The sequence below is a fragment of the Streptomyces sp. NPDC001507 genome (assembly GCF_042894765.1).
Lineage (GTDB): Bacteria > Actinomycetota > Actinomycetes > Streptomycetales > Streptomycetaceae > Streptomyces.
On record NZ_JBIAVV010000012.1, the window covers coordinates 237,225 to 254,818 of the forward strand.

A 17,594-nucleotide genomic window follows, 5' to 3' on the forward strand; every position below is an offset into this window, starting at 1 on the left:
GGCGCCGCCTCAGTCCAGCAGCCCCGGTTCCCGCACCGACTCCAGCATCCCGGCCAGTCTCACCGTGTCGGCGGACGTCCAGTCCGGTGGGCTCGTGATCTCGGCCCACGCGCTCGTCGGCAGGGTGCCGTACCGGTGGCCGAAGCCGTCCGGGACGCTGTCGGCGCCCGCCAGGTCGCAGGCCACCTGCCAGAACGTCAGCAGCGGATACCACTGCATCGCAGGCGAGACGTCCCGGGCACGTGGCCGGTCCAGCCAGTCCGGCCGGTGGAAGGCGAGGTCGGGCGACCACCAGACGACCGGGTCGGAACCGTTCTGGAGGTAGACCGCGCGGGGCTCGCCCCAGGGCGCGTCCGGGATGCCGTAGTCCGCCGGCACCTGCGCGAAGCGCACATGTGCCCCGTCGGCGACCACCGGCCGCCACTCGGGGCTGCCCGGCTGCCGTTTCGCGGTGACCGACTTCCACAGCGGGTTGTCGTACGTCGGGCCGACGAACAGCGCGCCGCCGGTCTCCGCGACGAGCGTGGGCAGGGAGCCGTCCAGGGCGGACTCCATGGAGAAGGAGCCGAGGCTCTCGCCGTAGACGAGCAGCCGGGGGCGGGAAGCGGCGGGGAGGGTCCGCCACTTGGCGTAGACGGCGTCGAAGAGGGCCCCTCCGGTGGCGGCGGCCTCGTCCTCGGTGAGCGCGGAGACCCAGCTGGGGAGGTAGGAGTACTGCATGGCGACCATGGCGGTGTCGCCGCCCCACATGTACTCCAGTGGCCTGCTGCCCTGGTCGTTGATCCAGCCGGTGCCGGTGGTGCCCATGACGGCGAGGATCCTGCGGGAGAAACCGCCGGTGCGCTCGAGTTCGCGTACGGCGAGGGCGGCACGTTCGTCGAGGGTGCCGGCGGAACGCAGGCCGACGTAGACCCGTACCGGATCCTCGGCCGGGCGGCCGGTGAAGGCGGCGATGTCGGCGCGGGGCGTGGCGGTGCCGACGAAGTCACGGCCCTTGGCGCCCAGGGTGTCCCAGTGGGCGGCGGACTCGGGGCTGCCGGAGAGGGTAGGCAGCCCCGGCCGGTGGACGCCCTTGGTGGTGCCCTGGTCGGCGAGGGACGCGGCGCTCTCGATCGCGTCCAGCGCGGCGCGCAGCAGGAAGCCCTGGACGACTCCGACGATCACGAAGGCGGCGAGGACGACCCCGGTGGCGTAGGCGGCGGGTCGCGGGACGAGGGTGCCGAACGCGTGCGCGACGACTCGGGTGCCGAGCCGTACCGTCCGGGCGGCCAGGAGCAGCAGCGTGGCGACGAGTGCGGCCACGACCGGGACGAGCGCCCACTGCCACCAGACGAGGTGCGGGGGCAGGTTCACCGCCCGGCGGACCTGGCCCTCCCAGCCGACGCTCCAGGCGGTGGCCGTGATCACGGCGGCGGCGCCGAGCACGGCAAGGGCGGCCCACAGGGCACGGCGGACCCGCCGGCGGACGCGGACGCCGGCCCAGCGGAGCAGTAGCCGGGCGAGGGCCTCCGCTGCGGCCCCGACGCCGTAGCCGACGGCCGCCGAGACGCCGGCCGCGAGTCCCTGCAGCCACCAGGCACGCGGGAGCAGGGACGGGGTGAGGGACAGGCAGTAGCACAGGACCGCCACCGCGATCCCGCCCCAGCACGGCCGCCGCCGGACCACCCGGTCGGGGCCCAGGTGCCGGCGCACCCGCTCCGCCGTCCGCCGGGTCCAGTCCTTCGTACGATTCAGGGCCTTGCCCGCTCCACTCACTTCGCCACCTCGGGACCACGATCTGTCACCGCACCGGCCGCCGCATCCGGAAGATCGGGAAAAGGTGCGGAGCCGCACGTGGTGTCCCATCGTGGTGGGCATGGCTCTGGCCCGGACCACCGAGCACCCCACCCCGCTGCGGAGGACGGTAGCGGGGTCGGCACCGCCGGGCCGTGGTCGTGGCGGTGGGCACCTCGTGACCCGCCCGCCGCTCCGCGCCCCGGCCGGGTTCTGACACCCCGCCCGCCATGCCGCTCCCCCGGATTCCCCGGCTGCCCACCCGTACCGCCGTGGCCGCGGTGGTGGCCGTGCTGGTGCTCGCGAACCTGCTGGACAACCGCTGGGCCGGGTCCTGGATCCTGCTCACCGCCGTGCTCACCTCGGCCGTCCTGGTGGGGCTGCTGTTCTGGGCCGGGGGCGGCTGGCCCGAACTGGGACTCGGACGGAACACGCTCGCGGCCGGGGCGCGTTGGGGAGCGGCCCTGATCGGGATCGTCGCCGGGGTCTATCTGTGCGCGGCCCTGCTCCCGGTCACCCGCGGCCTGTTCGCGGACCAGCGGACGAACGCGCTGAGCGGTTCGGAGATCGCCTTCAAGGCGCTGGTCGCGGTGCCCGTGGGAACGGCCCTGCTGGAGGAGACCGCCTTCCGCGGAGTGCTGTTCGCGCTGCTGTGCCGACTGCGCACGGCCACCACGGCCGCCGTCCTCTCCTCCGTGCTCTTCGGCCTCTGGCACATCCTCCCGTCCCTGAACCTCAACAAGGACAAGCCGACGCTGGGCTCGATCTTCGGGCACTCGGTCGCCGGGGCGGTCCTGGTGGACGTCGGCGCCGTGCTGTTCACGGCCGTGGCGGGCTGTCTGCTGTGCTGGGTGCGCGACCGCAGCGGCTCCCTGCTGGCACCGATGGCCCTGCACTGGGCGGTCAACGCACTCGGCTACGCGGTGGGGTTCCTGCTGCGCTGAGCGCACCGCCGCAAGGCCGCGGTGTGCCGTCTCCCGACCGCGGCGCCGTCGTGGCCGGTCGCGCAGTTCCATCAGCCTTCGGCGGGGTACCCCAGCCCCCCCCCTTTCGGGGCGCCGCCGATCAGCGGCAGGAACAGCCGCGCATCCGGCAGACTCGCCGCATGGAGACTGCTGAGTTCCTCGAAATCCTCGACCGGGAGGGCCGGTTGCTGGCCGCGGCCGCCACGGACGCGGGGCTCGACACGCCGGTGCCCACCTGCCCGGACTGGCGGGTGCGCGACCTGCTGCGGCACACCGGCACCATCCACCGGTGGGCCGCCGGGGTCGTCGCCGACGCGCAGACCTCGCCCCGTCCCGTCCCCGGCCCCCCGGACATCGACGGCGCGGAACTGACAGCCTGGTACCGGGACGGCCACCGCCGGCTCGTCGACACCCTCGGCGGCGCACCGCGGGACGTGCCGTACTGGACCTTCCACCCCGCCCCCGTCCCCTCACCGCTGGCCTTCTGGCTCCGTCGGCAGGCCCATGAGACGACCGTCCACCGGTACGACGCCGAGGCGGCACGCGGCGGCCCGGCGACCCCGGTCGGCACGGGCTTCGCGGTCGACGGCATCGACGAACTGCTGCGCGGCTTCCACGCCCGCACCCGCAGCCGGGTACGCAGCGAGCACCCGCGAGTGCTGGGGGTGCGCACGGTGGACGCGGACGCGGCCTGGACCGTACGGCTGTCGGAGCGACCGCCGGTCACCGAACTCGGTGCGCCTCATGACGCGACGGCCGAACTCGCCGGTCCCGCCGACCAGTTGTACCTGGCCCTGTGGAATCGGGTACCGGTGCCGAAGGTGACCGGCGACCCGGAACTTGCCGACCTGTGGCGGACGGACTCCGGAATCTGACTCCGGCCGGCCGACCGACGGCGGCGGCGCGCGGCCCGGTCTGCCGGGCTCAGCCCGGCTCGGCGGCCAGCATCCTGGTGAGCACCGCGCGCTGCACCGGCAGCAGCTCGCCGTGCAGCGCGCGCCCCTTGCCGGTGAGCGCCACCCGCACGCCCCGCCGGTCCTCCGGGCACATGGCCCGCTCGACCAGGCCGTCCTTCTCCAGGCGGGCGATCAGCCGGGACAGCGCGCTCTGGCTGAGGTGCACCCGCTCGGCGATCTCCTGGACCCGGAAGCTGCAGACGCCGTCCGCCGCCGGGCCGTCCGAGAGCAGGTCGAGGACCTCGAAGTCGCTGCCGCACAGGCCGTGTCCGCCCAGGGCGCGGTCCAGCTCGCACTGGGTGCGGGCGTGCAGGGCCAGGATGTCCCGCCATTGCTCCACGAGTGCCTGTTCGGGCTTCTTCGCCGCCATCCGGGCACCGTAGCAGAGAACAGGGATTGTTGCATCGTAATTAAATGCGTTTGCATTCGATGCATGTGCATGTAGTGTCTGGGTCCATGACCTCTCCGCTCACCGCCCCCGCCGCCGAGGGACGCTGGACTCCCCGGCTCTGGGGCACGCTCCTGGTGCTGTGCGCCGCCATGTTCCTGGACGCGCTGGACGTGTCGATGGTCGGCGTGGCCCTGCCGTCGATCGGCTCCGACCTGCACCTGTCCACCTCGACGCTGCAATGGATCGTCAGCGGCTACATCCTCGGATACGGCGGTCTGCTGCTGCTCGGCGGCCGCACCGCGGACCTGCTCGGCCGGCGCCAGGTGTTCCTCGTGGCCCTCGGCGTCTTCGCGCTCGCCTCGCTGCTCGGCGGCCTCGTCGACTCGGGCCCGCTGCTGATCGCCAGCCGCTTCATCAAGGGCCTGAGCGCGGCCTTCACCGCGCCGGCCGGCCTCTCGATCATCACGACCACGTTCCCGGAGGGCCCGCTGCGCAACCGCGCCCTCTCCATCTACACCACCTGCGCGGCCACCGGCTTCTCCATGGGCCTGGTGCTGTCCGGCCTGCTCACCGAGGCCAGCTGGCGCTTCACCATGCTGCTGCCCGCGCCCATCGCCCTGATCGCGCTCCTCGTCGGCCTCAAGCTGCTGCCGCGCAGCTCCCGCGAACGCGACCACAACGGCTACGACATCCCCGGCGCGATCCTCGGCACCGCCTCCATGCTGCTGCTGGTGTTCACCGTCGTGGAGGCACCGCAGGTGGGCTGGGCCTCGGCCCGCACCCTGCTCTCCTTCCTCGCGGTCGCCGTCCTGCTGACCGTCTTCGTCCAGGTCGAACGCCACTCCCCCGGACCGCTCATCCGTCTCGGCGTGCTGCGCTCGGGCAACCAGGTCCGCGCCCAGCTCGGCGCGATCGCCTTCTTCGGCTCGTACGTCGGATTCCAGTTCCTGACCACCCTCTACATGCAGTCCCTGCTCGGCTGGTCCGCGCTGCACACCGCCCTGGCCTTCCTGCCGGCGGGCGCGCTGGTGGCGGTGTCGTCGACCAAGGTCGGCGCGATCGTGGACCGTTTCGGCACCCCGCGGCTGATCGCGGCGGGCTTCGCCTTCATGGTCGTCGGATACGCCCTGTTCCTCCGTGTCGACCTGAGCCCGGCCTACGCCGCGGCGATCCTGCCCTCGATGCTCCTGATCGGCGCGGCCTGCGCCCTGGTCTTCCCCTCCCTCAACATCCAGGCCACCAACGGCGTCGACGACCATGAGCAGGGCATGGTGTCCGGGCTCCTCAACACCTCGGTGCAGGTGGGCGGCGCGATCTTCCTGGCGATCGTCACAGCCGTGGTCACCGCGGGCGCGCCCGCCCACGCGACCCCGCAGGCGGTGCTCGACAGCTACCGTCCCGGCTTCCTGGTGGTCGCGTTCGTGGCCCTCGCCGGGCTGCTGATCACCCTCACGGGACTGCGCACCCGGCGCCCGCAGCAGACCGTCGTGATCGCCAAGTCCACCGCCCCGGAGACCTCCCTGGAGGCCTCACTGGAGATCTCACCGGAGACCTCACCGGAGGCGGAGCGCGTGCCCACACGCGACTGATCGGGGACGCCTCCGGACGTGTGCCCGGCGGGGCCTGTTGCCCGCCGGGCACACGGCTGTGAAGCCGACGGGATGACGCCGTACGCGCGCTGGTCCGTTTCCAGGGCTCGGCTCAGCCCAGCCAGCCCGGTCGTACCAACCCCGACTCGTAGGCGAGGACGACCAGTTGGGCGCGGTCGCGGGCGCCCAGCTTGACCATCGTGCGGCTCACGTGGGTCTTGGCGGTGAGGGGGCTGACGACCAGGCGCCGGGCGATCTCCTCGTTGGACAGACCGATGCCGACCAGGGCCATCACCTCCCGCTCCCGCTCGGTGAGCCGGGCGAGGACGTCGGCGGCGGCCGGCTCCTTGGAACGGGCCGCGAACTCCGCGATCAGCCGCCGCGTCACCCCCGGCGACAGCAGCGCGTCCCCTGCCACCACCGCCCTGACCGCGCGCACCAGTTCGTCCGGCTCGGTGTCCTTGACCAGGAAGCCGGAGGCGCCGGACCGGATCGCCTCGAAGACGTACTCGTCGAGCTCGAACGTCGTCAGCATGACCACCTTGACGTCCGCCAGCTCCGGTTCGCCGGTGACCCGGCGGGTCGCCGCGAGGCCGTCCAGACGCGGCATGCGGATGTCCATCAGGACGACGTCGGGGCGTAGTTCACGCACCTTGTGCAGCGCCTCCTCGCCGTCCGCCGCCTCCCCGGTCACCTCGATGTCCGGCTGCGCGTCGAGCAACGCCCGGAAACCCGCCCGCACCAGCGACTGATCGTCGGCGAGCAACACCCGGATCATCGGTCCTCCCTATCATCCCTGGCACCCCCGCCGTCCCTGGCGTCCCGGTTGTCCAAGGGCAGTACGGCCAGCACCCGGAAGCCCCCGTCGGCGCGCGGCCCCGCCTCGATCGTGCCGCCCAGGGCCGCCGCCCGCTCCCGCATCCCGGCCAGCCCGTTCCCGCTGCCGCCCGCGTCCGCACCGGTCGCGGGACCGTCGTCGTCGATCCGCAACCGCAGCTCCCCGCCCCCGTGTTCGAGCCGCACGCGCGCGTGCCGCGAACCCGAGTGCCGTACGACATTGGTGAGGGCCTCCTGCACGATGCGGAAGGCGGCCAGGTCGGCGCCGGGCGCCAGGCGCGGCGGCTCCCCCGTCACGTCCACGGTGAGTCCGGCGCCCGCCGCCTGTTCCACCAGTTCCGGCAGCCGCCCGAGACCGGGCGCGGGCGCCCGTGGCACGTCTCCCGGGGCGCGCAGGGTGTCGAGCACCTGACGCACCTCGCCGAGGGCCTCCTTGCTGGCCGCCTTGATGGTGGTGAGTGCCGACCTGGCCTGCTCGGGGTCGGAGTCGAGGAGCGCGAGTCCCATGCCGGCCTGGACGTTGATGACCGAGATGCTGTGCGCCAGGACGTCGTGCAACTCCCGGGCGATCCGCAGCCGTTCCTCGTCCGCGCGCCGCCGGGCCGCCTGTGCGCGGTCGGCCCGTTCCCGCGCCCACTGCTCGCGCCGCAGCCGGACCAGTTCGGCCAGCGAGACGATGATCAGCACCCAGGTGACGATGATCAGCTCCTGACCGAGGTCGGCACCGCTGTCGCCCGGCGGCGGCAGCCACCGGTACAGCCAGAGCGAGATCAGCAGATGCCCGGCCCACAGCATCCCGAGCGCCGCCCAGGCGGCCCTGCGGTGCCCGGCGACGACGGCGCTGAAGCAGGCCACGGCGACGGCCGCGAAAACCGGTCCGTACGGGTAGCCGGCGGCGAGGTAGGCCAGGGCGAGCGCGGCCGTGCCGAACGCCACGGTCACCGGATGCCGGTGCCGCCACAGCAGCAGGGCGCAGGTGGCGAGGAGCAGCACGCGGGCGTAGGTGTCGAGGTGCTCGCGGTGGGGCTGGGTGTGGGCGGCGAAGTTCGACCCCACCAGTACGAGGACGGTGAGCGGCAGGGTGGAGCGCCAGGGCAGGCGGGGGCGCCGGACCCCCGTGCCGGGGCCGGTGCCAGGGCCGGTGCTGGTGCCGGGGCCGGTGGCTTCCGGGTGGTTCCACCACGGGGGGCCGGAGTGCCACCACCGGGCGGGGCCGCGCTCCCGTACCCGCTGCTCGTCCATGACCGCCACGCTAGACGCCGTCGCCCCGCGCGAGCGTCAGCCCGGCGAGGTGATCACGCGTACTCCCCGGGTAGTAGGTGGTGGCGGGCGGCGGACGGCGGCCTGGTGTCAGCGAACCGCCGTCAGCTCCGCCACCTCGGCGTCGAACATCCGGTCCGGGTCGAATCCCATGCCCGTGAAGTGACCGGCGAGTTCGAGGGAGAGCACCCCGTGCATCCGGGTCCAGAAGGCCAGCGCCCGGCGCAGTACTCCCGGTGGCGCGGAGTGGCCGCCGGCCCACTCGCGGTGCTGGGACAGGTGCGCGGTGAACCCGGCGGAGGCCGGCGGGGGCGCCGCGGGCTCGGCCGCCGCGCAGACGTCGAGCAGCGCCGCCACGATCTCCCGGGCGATGCCGGTGATGTCGTCGGGCGCCCGGTAGCCGGGGACCGGCGTGCCGTAGACGAGGAAGTAGCGCTGGGGGTCGTCGAGCGCCCACCGGCGCAGGGCGTGGGCGAGGCCGTCGATACCGACGTCGTCCCCGGCGGCGGCACTGAAGGTGTCGGCCAGGCTGCGGTAGGCATCCCGGATCAGCTCGGTGATCAGCTCGTCGCGGCTGCCGAAGTAGCGGTAGAGGGCCGGACCGCTCATGCCAAGTTCCTTGGCGATCGCGTTGAGGGACAGACCCGACGCGCCTGACCTGGCGATCTGCTCCCAGGCGCGCGCCTTGATGTCCGCTCGCACCTGGCTCCGGTACCGCTCGCGGGGGCTCATCGCGTCCGTGTCCGCCGCCATGGCCGTCACGCTCCTCTCGCACTTCTTTGTTTCAAGTTATCACTTTCGAGAGTGGCTCTAACAGTCGCGAGCACACCATCTGAAGTGATGGGTTGACACTCCAGCTAGGAGGAGTCATGTTTGTTATAACTTCTAACGCAAGCGAGAACCCATCTCGCTTGCGAGTTCATCTACACCCCGTTCATCTACACACCGTCTGTACGCGGAGGCCGTCGTCATGGGAATCGCAGAGACCGCAGGAACCGCCGGAAGCACCGGCGCCGGAAGCACCCAGCTCATCGAGGTCGTCCTGCCGGGCGTCGTCGAGCCGGAGGGCCTCCGTATCGAGCGCCGGGAGATCCCGGCCCCCGCAGCCGGCCAGATCGTCGTCCGCGTGGAGGCGACCGGCGTCTCCTTCGCGGAGCAGCAGATGCGCCGCGGCCGCTACTACGACCAGCCGCCCTTCCCCTTCGTCCCCGGCTACGACCTGGTCGGCACTGTGCAGACGGCCGGGGCGGGCGTCGCGCCGGAGCTCGTCGGCAAGCGGGTGGCGTCGCTGGTGAAGGTCGGCGGCTGGGCCAGTCACGTCGTGCTCGACACGGCCGACGCCGTGCAGGTGCCCGCCGGCGTCGGCGCCGCGGAGGCGGAGACGCTGGTCGTCAACGGGATCACGGCCTGGCAGATGCTGCACCGCAAGGCCAGGGTGCGCAGCGGCGGCACGATCCTGGTGCACGGCGCCAACGGCGGCGTCGGCACGGTGCTCGTCCAGCTCGCCCGGGCGGCCGGTCTTCAGGTGATCGGCACGGCCTCCGCCCGTCACCACGCCGCGCTGCGCGAGCTGGGCGTGACCCCCGTCGACTACCGCACCGAGGACGTGCCGGCCCGGGTCCGGGAACTGGTCCCCGGCGGCGTCGACGCCGTCTTCGACCACCTCGGCGGCCGCAGCGTCGTCGACTCCTGGCGGCTGCTCGCCCCGGGCGGCACCCTCGTCGCCTACGGCAGCGCCACCACCAGGGACGACTCCGGCTCCAAGCAGCTCCCCGTACTGAAGATCCTCGGCCGCGTGTGGTTGTGGAACGCGCTGCCCAACGGCCGGCACGCCTGCTTCTTCAACGTCTGGGAGGGCCGCGCCCTCGGCAAGGACCGCTTCCGGGCCCGGCTGCGCGCCGACCTCACCCAGGTGTTCCAGGCCTTCCAGCGTGGCGAGGTCACCGCGCGCGTCGCCGCCCGGCTGCCCCTGACCCAGGCCGCCGAGGCCCTGCGGCTCGCCGAGTCGGGGACCGTCGCGGGGAAGGTGGTCCTGATACCGGACGCCGGAGACGGGTCGTCGGCCGACTCGGCGCGATGAGGACCACAGGCCCGGCGGCCGCCGATTCGACGACCGGCCGCCCAGCGGCCCTCCGCCCAGCGGCCCTCCGCCCAGCGAACGCCGGCTCAGCGAACGCCGGCTCAGCGAACGCCGGCTCGGCCTTCGCCCGCTCGGCGCTCGCCACCGCTCCCCGCGAACGCGGCGCCGTCCGCGAAGGCCAGCCCCGCGAAGCGTTCGCCGATCCGGCGGTGGGTGGCCGCGTCCGGGTGGAGCCCGTCGGGCAGCGGGAGTTCGGCGGCGTCGGCCTCGCCGTAGAGGGCACGGCCGTCGAGGTAGTGCAGGTGCGGGTCCTCGGCCGCGCGCTGGGCGACGATCCGGGACAGCTCGTCCCGGACGACGTTCAGGGTGAGCTTGCCGCTCGCGCGCTCGGCCGGGTCGCCGGTGGCGACGAAGGTGATCCGTCCGGCACCGAGGGCGCTCAGGTCCATGGCGGTGGGGCCCGGCGTGTCCTCGTGCATGGGGCACAGGATCGGGGAGACGACCAGCAGCGGGGTGGTGGGGTGCCCCTCCCGGACGGTGTCGAGGAAGCCGTGCACGGCGGGGCCGAAGGCGCGCAGCCGCATCAGGTCCGCGTTGACGACGTTGATGCCGAGCTTGAGGCTGATCAGGTCGGCGGGGGTGTCCCGGACGGCGCGGGCGGTGAACGGGTCGAGCAGGGCGCCGCCGCCCAGCCCCAGGTTGACCAGTTCCACGCCGGCGAGCGCGGCCGCGAGCGCGGGCCAGATGGCGGTGGGGCTCGCGGCGTCGGAGCCGTGGCTGATCGAACTGCCGTGGTGCAGCCAGACCTTGCGGCCGGGATCGGGTGCGGCGGCGAGCGGGGCGTCGGTGCGCAGCGCGACCAGTTCGGTGGTCTCGTTGTGCGGCAACCAGATCTCGACGGTCTTGTCGCGCCCGGGCAGACCGGTGAACCGGAGGGTGCCGACCGGTCCGGGGCGCAGCTCCATGGACCCGGTGCTCATGTCGACGACCTGGACCGTGCCGCCGGACACGCTGCCCTGCCCGGCCAGGGTGCCGTCGACGAGCAGGTCGTAGACGCCGTCCGGGCGGGCCGGCGCGCCGACGTAGAGCCGCTTGGTGCGGAGGGTGTCCAGTTCGACTGCGGTGGCGCGGGTGCGGAACACCAGTCGTACGCCGGAGGGCTGGGACTCGACCATGGCGAGCTGCGGGTCGCCGCACTGGGCACGGGCCCGGGCCGGGAGCCGGTGCGGCAGGACGCCGTGTTCCGTGCGCTCCAGGTCGAGGGCGCCGCGCAGGAGGTCGGCGGTGATCGGCGTGGTGATCCAGCGGGAGTCGGTGTTCATCGCCTCTGCGTTCCGTCTTGCGTTCCGTCTTGCGTCCGGTCTTGCGGTCCGTACGGGGGTCGGGCTGGTGTGGGCCAGTTGCGCAGCAGCGCGTCGAGGGCGTCGAGGACGCGGGTCCAGGACTGCTGACTGTCGGGGGCGCTGTGGCTGAATCCGCCGCTCAGTTCCAGGTCGACGTAGCCGTGGAAGACGCTGCCGAGCAGCCGGACGGCATGGGTCTCGTCGGGTTCGGCCAGGTCGTAGCCGCGCAGGATCGCTCGGGTCATCTGCGAGTGCCGGACGCCGGCACTGGCCGCGGCCGTCTCCGGATCGAGGCGCAGCCGGGCCGCCGTGTAGCGGCCGGGGTGGGCGCGGGCGTAGTCGCGGTAGACGTCGGCGAACGCGAACAGGGCGTCCCTGCCGGCCCGGCCCGCCAGCGCGTCGGCGGCCCGGTCGGCGAGTTCCTCCAGCGCCAGCAGCGCGATCCTCGTCTTCAGGTCCTGGGAACTCTTGACGTGCGAGTAGAGGCTGGCGACCTTCACGTCGAACCGTCTGGCCAGGGCCGAGACGGTCACCTGGTCGAAGCCTGCCTCGTCCGCCAGCTCGGCTCCGGCCCGGACCAGGCGCTCCGTGCTCAGCCCCGCTCGTGCCACACCCGCTCCTCCGCCTTCAGCTCTTGCCTTCATCGAGAACCGATTATGCATTTGCCTAAAACCTTTAGGCAAATTAGCGTGCGCCACATGCGACAGCTGACTGCGCAAGAGATCCGCGCCGCCTTCGTGAACTGCACCAAGGGCGCGGCGAAACGCCTGAACATCCCGCACGACCTGGACGAACGGCCGTGGGCCGACCTGGACTACTTCGGCTGGCGCGACCCCCAGGCACCCGACCGCGCCTACCTGGTGACCGAACTGGACGACGGTCGAACGCAGGCGGTGGCGCTGCGCTGCCCGAGCCCCGCCTCCTGGCAGACCCGGCGCAGCATGTGCTCGATCTGCCTGACCACGCACACCGGGGGCGTCTCCCTGATGGTCGCCGCCAAGGCGGGGAAGGCCGGGCAGCAGGGCAACTCCGTGGGCGCCTACCTCTGCAGCGACCTCGCCTGTTCGCTGTACGTGCGGGGGAAGCGGGACGCGGGCGTGGGCGGCCGGATGCCGGAGTCGCTCACGCTGGAGGAGAAGGTACGCCGGACGGTCGGAAACCTCGCCGCGTTCCTGGAGAAGGTGACCGGATGACGGATGACCGGAATGCCGGATGACCCGGCCGACCGGATGACCGGCTGGCCGGCCGACCGGATGACCGGCTGACCGGATGACCGGCGCCGTCAGGGGAAGACCAGCCCGACTCCGTGGGCGAGCTGCGCGGCCGCATGCCGGAAGAACCGCTCCCGTTCCGCTTCCTCCACAACTCCCTGGAACTGGCCGAACAGTTCGAACCCGACCAGCCCGAACAGCTGGGCCCACGCCGCGGCCATGGCCACCGCCACCTCCGGCGGCAGGCCCGGCACCAGTTCGCCGGCCATCCGGCGGGCCTCGGGGGCGAGCTCGGCAGGCACGGGGGTGCGGGCCAGCCCACGCCCCTCGAACGCCTCGCGCAGGATCCCGACGAGGACGAGGGCGACCCGGGCGGCCGGCGGAATGGTCGTCTCCGGCGCCGAGTATCCGGGCACCGGCGAGCCGTAGATCAGCGCGTACTCGTGCGGATGGGTCAGCGCCCAGCCGCGCACCGCCTCGCACACGGCGACCCAGCGATGCGCGGGGGCGGCGTCTGCGGCAGCGGCGGCGGCATGGGCGGACTCTGCGGCCTCGCCGAGGGAGTCGTAGGCGTCGATGATCAACGCGGTCAGCAGGTCGTCGCGGCTGGGGAAATAGCGGTAGAGCGCCGAGGAGACCATGCCGAGCTCACGCGCCACCGCCCGCAACGACAGCTTGGCGGCACCCTCGGCCGCGAGCTGTCTGCGCGCCTCGTCCTTGATGGCGGCGGTGACTTCCATCCTGGCTCGCGCGCGGGCGCCCTGCGGAGTGGTCATGGAGCGCAGTCTGTCACGCCTGCAGAGCAGTGCACACATTATGGAGCAGTGCACATGGTTTGGAGCGCCGGTCTCGCATCAGAGCGGCGCTCACACACCAGTGCGCCGCTCAAAAAAGAGAGCACTGCTCTTGCAGTGGATCACCGATCTCCCCACACTGTTCCTCAAGAGAGAGCACTGCTCTCCCAACCGCGCTCGCCCAAGTGGGGGTCACCATGTCGTCGTCACAACCGCAGCCGCAGCCGTACCCGAAGCCGTACTACGCCGAGGCCAACCCGGTCGCCGTCCGCGTGAACAGCCTCGTCGGCTGGCTCGCCCGGCACGGGATCAGCCTCGCGGGCAGCGCGGAGCTGTCCGTGCGCGGCCGCACGAGCGGCAGGATGCAGCGCGTCCCGGTCAACCCGCACACGTACGACGGCATCCAGTACCTGGTCTCCGCGCGCGGGAACTCCCAGTGGGTGCGGAACATGCGCGTGGCGGGCGGCGGGGAGCTGCGGGTGGGGCGGAAGGTGCGGGAGTTCACCGTGGAGGAGCTTCCCGACGCCGAGAAGCTCCCGGTGCTGCGGGCCTACCTGGAGAGGTGGGGCTGGGAGGTCAAGCAGTACTTCCCCGGAGTGACGGCCGGGTCCTCCGACGACGAGCTCCTCGCGGCCGGCGCCGATCACCCCGTCTTCCGGATCACCGTCAGGAAGTGACGGCTTCCCCGGTCACGGAGTGACGGCTTCCTCGTCGGCCGCGCCCTCCTCGGCCGGAGCGTTCTCCTTCGCCGCCGGCTCCGGGCCGAAGGCGGTGAGGGCGCGCTGGGCGAGCGGGTGGGAGCGGATGAGCTCGCCGAGGGAGGTGCGGCCCTGGGTGATCTCCTTGAACGCGCGCCAGGCCGGACGGAACCCGGTCAGCGCCGCGTGGAACAGGCCGGGGCGGCGCTCGAACACCGCGAGCATCCGCTTGCCGACGCTCATCTCGACGCCGAGGCCCGCCTTGACCGCGAAGGCGTAGTTGAGCGCCTGCCGGCGGGTGTCGACGGCGTCGTGGGCCTCGGCGATCCGTACCGCCCACTCCCCCGCGAGCCGCCCCGAGCGCAGCGCGAAGGAGATGCCCTCGCGGGTCCACGGTTCGAGCAGGCCCGCAGCGTCGCCGCAGACCAGCACCCGGCCCCGGGACAGCGGGGAGTCGTCGGCGCGGCAGCGGGTCAGGTGGCCGGAGGAGATGCTCGGCTCGAAGCCGGCGAGGCCGAGCCGGGCGACGAAGTCCTCCAAGTACCGCTTGGTGGCGGCGCCTTCGCCACGGGCCGAGATGACGCCGACGGTCAGCGTGTCGCCCTTGGGGAAGACCCAGCCGTAACTGCCGGGCATCGGGCCCCAGTCGATGAGGACCCGGCCCTTCCAGTCCTCGGCGACCGCCTCGGGCACCGGGATCTCCGCCTCCAGGCCGAGGTCGACCTGGTCGACCTTCACCCCGACGTGGGCGCCTATGCGGCTGGCGCTGCCGTCGGCACCGACCACCGCGCGGGCCAGCAGGGTCTCGCCGCCCTGGAGCACGACCGCGACCGTCCGCCGGTCCGGGACCGCCGAACCGTGCTGCTCGACGCGCTGCACGGCGGCGCCGGTGCGCAGCTCGGCGCCCGCCTTCTGGGCGTGCTCGACCAGCTGCTGGTCGAACTCGGGCCGGTTGATGAGCCCGAACATCATCTGCTTGGAGCGGCGGGTGCGGGTGAACCGTCCGTTGTTGGAGAAGGTGACCGCGTGCACCCGGTCCTTGAGGGGCAGCTCGAAGCCGGGCGGCAGCGCGTCCCGCGAGGGACCGATGATGCCGCCGCCGCAGGTCTTGTAGCGGGGCAGCTCGGCCTTCTCCAGCAACAGCACGCGCCGTCCGGCGACCGCCGCCGCGTAGGCGGCCGAGGCGCCCGCGGGTCCCGCGCCCACCACGACGACGTCCCACACCCGCTGCGCGTCGTCCGCCTGCACGTCGTCCGCCGAAGAATTCTCGCCGCTCACGATGGTCCGCTGCTCCGATCAAGCCGTAGAAGCCATATCAGGCCGTAGAGGCCGTTTCAAGCCGTGGAGGCCCTGTAAAGCCGTGGGCCGGGATCTGTCCGCCCATGGGCCGGCATCTGTCACCTGTCCCCTCGCATCCTACGGCGGAGATCGCCGCAGGCCGCTGTGGGAGGATCGGTCCACTCACCAGTTCAACGTCGCACCCACGAGGAGCGTGCCCATGTCGTCCAATCCGGTCGCCGAGACCGTCGCCGCCCTGCTGCCCAGGGCCAAGGCGGAGCTCGCCGAGCTGGTGGCCTTCAAGTCGGTGGCGGACTTCGCCCAGTTCCCGAAGAGCGAGAGCGAAGGCGCCGCGAACTGGGTGGCCGACGCGCTGCGCGCCGAGGACTTCACGGACGTCGCCGTACTGGACACCCCGGACGGCACGCAGTCGGTGTACGGCTATCTGCCGGGTCCGGAGGGTGCCAAAACGGTCCTGCTGTACGCGCACTACGACGTGCAGCCGCCGCTGGACGAGGCCGCCTGGACCACCCCGCCCTTCGAGCTGACCGAGCGGGACGGCCGCTGGTACGGGCGCGGCGCCGCCGACTGCAAGGGCGGCGTGATCATGCACCTGCTGGCGCTGCGCGCGCTGAAGGCGAACGGCGGCGTCCCGGTCAACGTCAAGGTGATCGCCGAGGGCTCGGAGGAGATGGGCACCGGCGGCCTGGAGCGGTACGCCGAGCAGCACCCCGAGCTGCTGACGGCGGACGCGATCGTCATCGGCGACACGGGCAACTTCCGGGTGGGGCTGCCGACGGTGACCACGACGCTGCGTGGCATGGCCATGGTCCGCATCCAGATCGACACGCTGCGCGGCAATCTGCACTCGGGCCAGTTCGGCGGCGCCGCCCCCGACGCCCTGGCCGCGCTGATCCGCGTCCTGGACTCGTTGCGCGCCGAGGACGGTTCCACGACGGTCGACGGGTTCGCCCCGGAGTCGCGGTGGGAGGGCCTGGAGTACGACGAGGAGCAGTTCCGCGCGGACGCCAAGGTGCTGGACGGTGTCGGGCTGATCGGTGACGGTTCGGTCGCCGACCGCATCTGGGCCCGTCCGGCGGTCACGGTGCTGGGCATCGACTGCCCGCCGGTGGTCGGCGCCACCCCCTCGGTGCAGGCCGGCGCCCGCGCCCTGGTCAGCCTCCGGGTGCCGCCGGGCGTGGACGCGGCCGAGGCCGGCAAGCTGCTGCAGGCCCACCTGGAGGCGCACACGCCGTGGGGCGCCCGGGTGCGGACCGAGGTGGTCGGCCAGGGCCAGCCGTTCCGCGCGGACACCACCAGCCCGGCGTACCTGGCGATGGCCGACGCGATGGCGGTCGCCTACCCGGACGAGACGATGCAGTACGCCGGCCAGGGCGGCTCCATCCCGCTGTGCAACACCCTCGCCGGCCTCTACCCGCAGGCCGAGATCCTGCTGATCGGCCTGAGCGAGCCGGAGGCGCAGATCCACGCCGTCAACGAGAGCGTGTCCCCCGAGGAGCTTGAGCGGCTGTCGGTGGCGGAGGCGCTGTTCCTGCGGAACTACGCGGCGGGCTGAGCCCCCCGGGGCGGCGGACCTCCACGGTCCGCCGCCTTCCGCTGTGGGCCGAATCGCTCCGCCCACAGCGGAGGAGCCTCGCCGTGGACCGGGGGGCGTCCCTACGGTCGGGACATGGACGTCGTCGAACTGCTCCCCCGGCTGCATCTGCTGCGCTTCCCGGTGGGCCAGGCCTACCTCTGGCACGACCCGGAGACCGGCGCCTCCACCCTGGTCGACGCCGGCCCGCCCGGCTCGGGCCGGCCGATCGCCGACGCGCTGACGGCGCTGGGGCGGTCCCCTTCGTCGGTACGGCGGATCGTCCTCACCCACTTCCACGAGGACCATGTCGGCGGGGCCGCCGAGTTCGCCGCGCTGAGCGGGGCCGAGGTGCTGGCCCACCGTCTGGACGCGCCCGTGATCCGGGGCGAACTCGCCGGTCCGCCGCCGGTGTTCGAGGAATGGGAGCGGCCGATCCATGCCGCGGCGGCCAGGCTGCTGCCGGCCGGCCCGCCGGTTCCCCCGGGCGAGGTGACGGAGCTGTCCGACGGGGACGTCCTGGACTTCGGCGGCGGTGCCGGCGTCGTCCACGTCCCCGGCCACACGAACGGCAGCATCGCTCTCCATCTCCCCTCCCACGGTGTGCTGTTCACCGGGGACGCGGTGGCGGCGATGCCGGGGACCGGTGCGGTGGTGCTCGGGGTGTTCAACCTCGACCGGGACCGAGCGGTCGACTCCTTCCGGCGGCTGGCCGCCCTGGACACGCAGACGGTGTGCTTCGGCCACGGGGACCCGGTGACCGCCGACGCGGCACGGACACTGCGGGAATCAGCGGACACCTACGCCCCGCCGCGGTGACCATGG

17 protein-coding genes are annotated in these 17,594 nt (G+C 72.9%); 8 read left to right on the forward strand and 9 right to left on the reverse strand.

Translation table 11 applies throughout. From position 1 onward, the window contains the following. Window positions 1-9 precede the first annotated feature (9 nt). Window positions 10-1,755, reverse strand: a complete 1,746-nt coding sequence (locus ACFY0K_RS35305) for an alpha/beta hydrolase (protein WP_390643249.1) — start codon at window positions 1,753-1,755, stop codon at window positions 10-12. 248 nt (window positions 1,756-2,003) lie between these two features. Between ACFY0K_RS35305 and ACFY0K_RS35310 the strand changes: the two genes are divergently transcribed. Continuing rightward, window positions 2,004-2,717, forward strand: coding sequence for a CPBP family intramembrane glutamic endopeptidase (locus ACFY0K_RS35310; RefSeq protein ID WP_390643250.1), 714 nt, complete (start codon window positions 2,004-2,006; stop codon window positions 2,715-2,717). Window positions 2,718-2,878: 161 nt separating this feature from the next. Next, window positions 2,879-3,613, forward strand: coding sequence for a maleylpyruvate isomerase family mycothiol-dependent enzyme (locus ACFY0K_RS35315; protein ID WP_390643251.1), 735 nt, complete (start codon window positions 2,879-2,881; stop codon window positions 3,611-3,613). Between the two features lie 49 nt (window positions 3,614-3,662). Here ACFY0K_RS35315 and ACFY0K_RS35320 read toward each other — a convergent pair whose 3' ends face one another. Continuing rightward, window positions 3,663-4,064: a MarR family winged helix-turn-helix transcriptional regulator gene (locus ACFY0K_RS35320; RefSeq protein WP_388713900.1), complete on the reverse strand. Its 402-nt coding sequence runs from the start codon at window positions 4,062-4,064 to the stop codon at window positions 3,663-3,665. Between the two features lie 86 nt (window positions 4,065-4,150). Here ACFY0K_RS35320 and ACFY0K_RS35325 point away from each other — a divergent pair, with 86 nt between their 5' ends. Continuing rightward, on the forward strand, window positions 4,151-5,674 hold the full coding sequence (locus ACFY0K_RS35325) for an MFS transporter (protein ID WP_390643252.1): 1,524 nt from the start codon (window positions 4,151-4,153) through the stop codon (window positions 5,672-5,674). 112 nt (window positions 5,675-5,786) lie between these two features. Here the strand turns inward: ACFY0K_RS35325 and ACFY0K_RS35330 are convergent, their stop codons facing one another. The 3 genes from ACFY0K_RS35330 to ACFY0K_RS35340 all read right to left on the reverse strand — a co-directional run bounded on the left by ACFY0K_RS35330 (window position 5,787) and on the right by ACFY0K_RS35340 (window position 8,524). Further along, complete coding sequence (locus ACFY0K_RS35330) at window positions 5,787-6,452, reverse strand: response regulator (RefSeq protein ID WP_382718265.1); 666 nt, start codon at window positions 6,450-6,452, stop codon at window positions 5,787-5,789. Further along, a complete protein-coding gene (locus ACFY0K_RS35335; RefSeq protein ID WP_390643253.1) occupies window positions 6,449-7,753 on the reverse strand; it encodes a sensor histidine kinase in 1,305 nt (434 codons plus the stop codon). The genes ACFY0K_RS35330 and ACFY0K_RS35335 overlap by 4 nt, the downstream gene beginning before the upstream one ends. Before the next feature lie 108 nt (window positions 7,754-7,861). After that, entirely contained in the window at window positions 7,862-8,524 is a 663-nt protein-coding gene (locus tag ACFY0K_RS35340; RefSeq protein ID WP_390643254.1) for a TetR/AcrR family transcriptional regulator, read from the reverse strand. Window positions 8,525-8,741: 217 nt separating this feature from the next. On the opposite strand from ACFY0K_RS35340, the gene ACFY0K_RS35345 reads away from it, so the two are divergent. Then, window positions 8,742-9,851, forward strand: coding sequence for a medium chain dehydrogenase/reductase family protein (locus tag ACFY0K_RS35345; protein ID WP_390643255.1), 1,110 nt, complete (start codon window positions 8,742-8,744; stop codon window positions 9,849-9,851). A gap of 101 nt (window positions 9,852-9,952) precedes the next feature. Here ACFY0K_RS35345 and ACFY0K_RS35350 read toward each other — a convergent pair whose 3' ends face one another. Beyond that, window positions 9,953-11,173, reverse strand: a complete 1,221-nt coding sequence (locus ACFY0K_RS35350; RefSeq protein ID WP_390643256.1) for a GDSL-type esterase/lipase family protein — start codon at window positions 11,171-11,173, stop codon at window positions 9,953-9,955. Further along, window positions 11,170-11,805, reverse strand: coding sequence for a TetR/AcrR family transcriptional regulator (locus ACFY0K_RS35355; RefSeq protein ID WP_390643257.1), 636 nt, complete (start codon window positions 11,803-11,805; stop codon window positions 11,170-11,172). Before ACFY0K_RS35355 ends, ACFY0K_RS35350 begins: the two co-directional genes overlap by 4 nt. Before the next feature lie 87 nt (window positions 11,806-11,892). On the opposite strand from ACFY0K_RS35355, the gene ACFY0K_RS35360 reads away from it, so the two are divergent. Beyond that, entirely contained in the window at window positions 11,893-12,387 is a 495-nt protein-coding gene (locus ACFY0K_RS35360; RefSeq protein WP_390643258.1) for an FBP domain-containing protein, read from the forward strand. Window positions 12,388-12,476: 89 nt separating this feature from the next. Here ACFY0K_RS35360 and ACFY0K_RS35365 read toward each other — a convergent pair whose 3' ends face one another. After that, window positions 12,477-13,181 carry a TetR/AcrR family transcriptional regulator gene (locus ACFY0K_RS35365; protein WP_390643259.1) on the reverse strand — a complete coding sequence of 235 codons (705 nt, stop codon included), beginning with the start codon at window positions 13,179-13,181 and terminating at the stop codon, window positions 12,477-12,479. Between the two features lie 215 nt (window positions 13,182-13,396). Here ACFY0K_RS35365 and ACFY0K_RS35370 point away from each other — a divergent pair, with 215 nt between their 5' ends. After that, window positions 13,397-13,876, forward strand: coding sequence for a nitroreductase/quinone reductase family protein (locus ACFY0K_RS35370; RefSeq protein WP_390643260.1), 480 nt, complete (start codon window positions 13,397-13,399; stop codon window positions 13,874-13,876). A 12-nt stretch (window positions 13,877-13,888) separates the two neighbouring features. On the opposite strand, the gene ACFY0K_RS35375 is transcribed toward ACFY0K_RS35370, so the two are convergent. Then, the gene (locus ACFY0K_RS35375) at window positions 13,889-15,175 is read right to left on the reverse strand and encodes a geranylgeranyl reductase family protein (protein ID WP_390643261.1); all 1,287 of its coding nucleotides are present in this window, start codon (window positions 15,173-15,175) and stop codon (window positions 13,889-13,891) included. Window positions 15,176-15,395: 220 nt separating this feature from the next. On the opposite strand from ACFY0K_RS35375, the gene ACFY0K_RS35380 reads away from it, so the two are divergent. Next, complete coding sequence (locus ACFY0K_RS35380; RefSeq protein ID WP_390643262.1) at window positions 15,396-16,751, forward strand: dipeptidase; 1,356 nt, start codon at window positions 15,396-15,398, stop codon at window positions 16,749-16,751. Between the two features lie 114 nt (window positions 16,752-16,865). Continuing rightward, window positions 16,866-17,588, forward strand: a complete 723-nt coding sequence (locus ACFY0K_RS35385) for an MBL fold metallo-hydrolase (RefSeq protein ID WP_390643263.1) — start codon at window positions 16,866-16,868, stop codon at window positions 17,586-17,588. Window positions 17,589-17,594 lie beyond the last annotated feature (6 nt).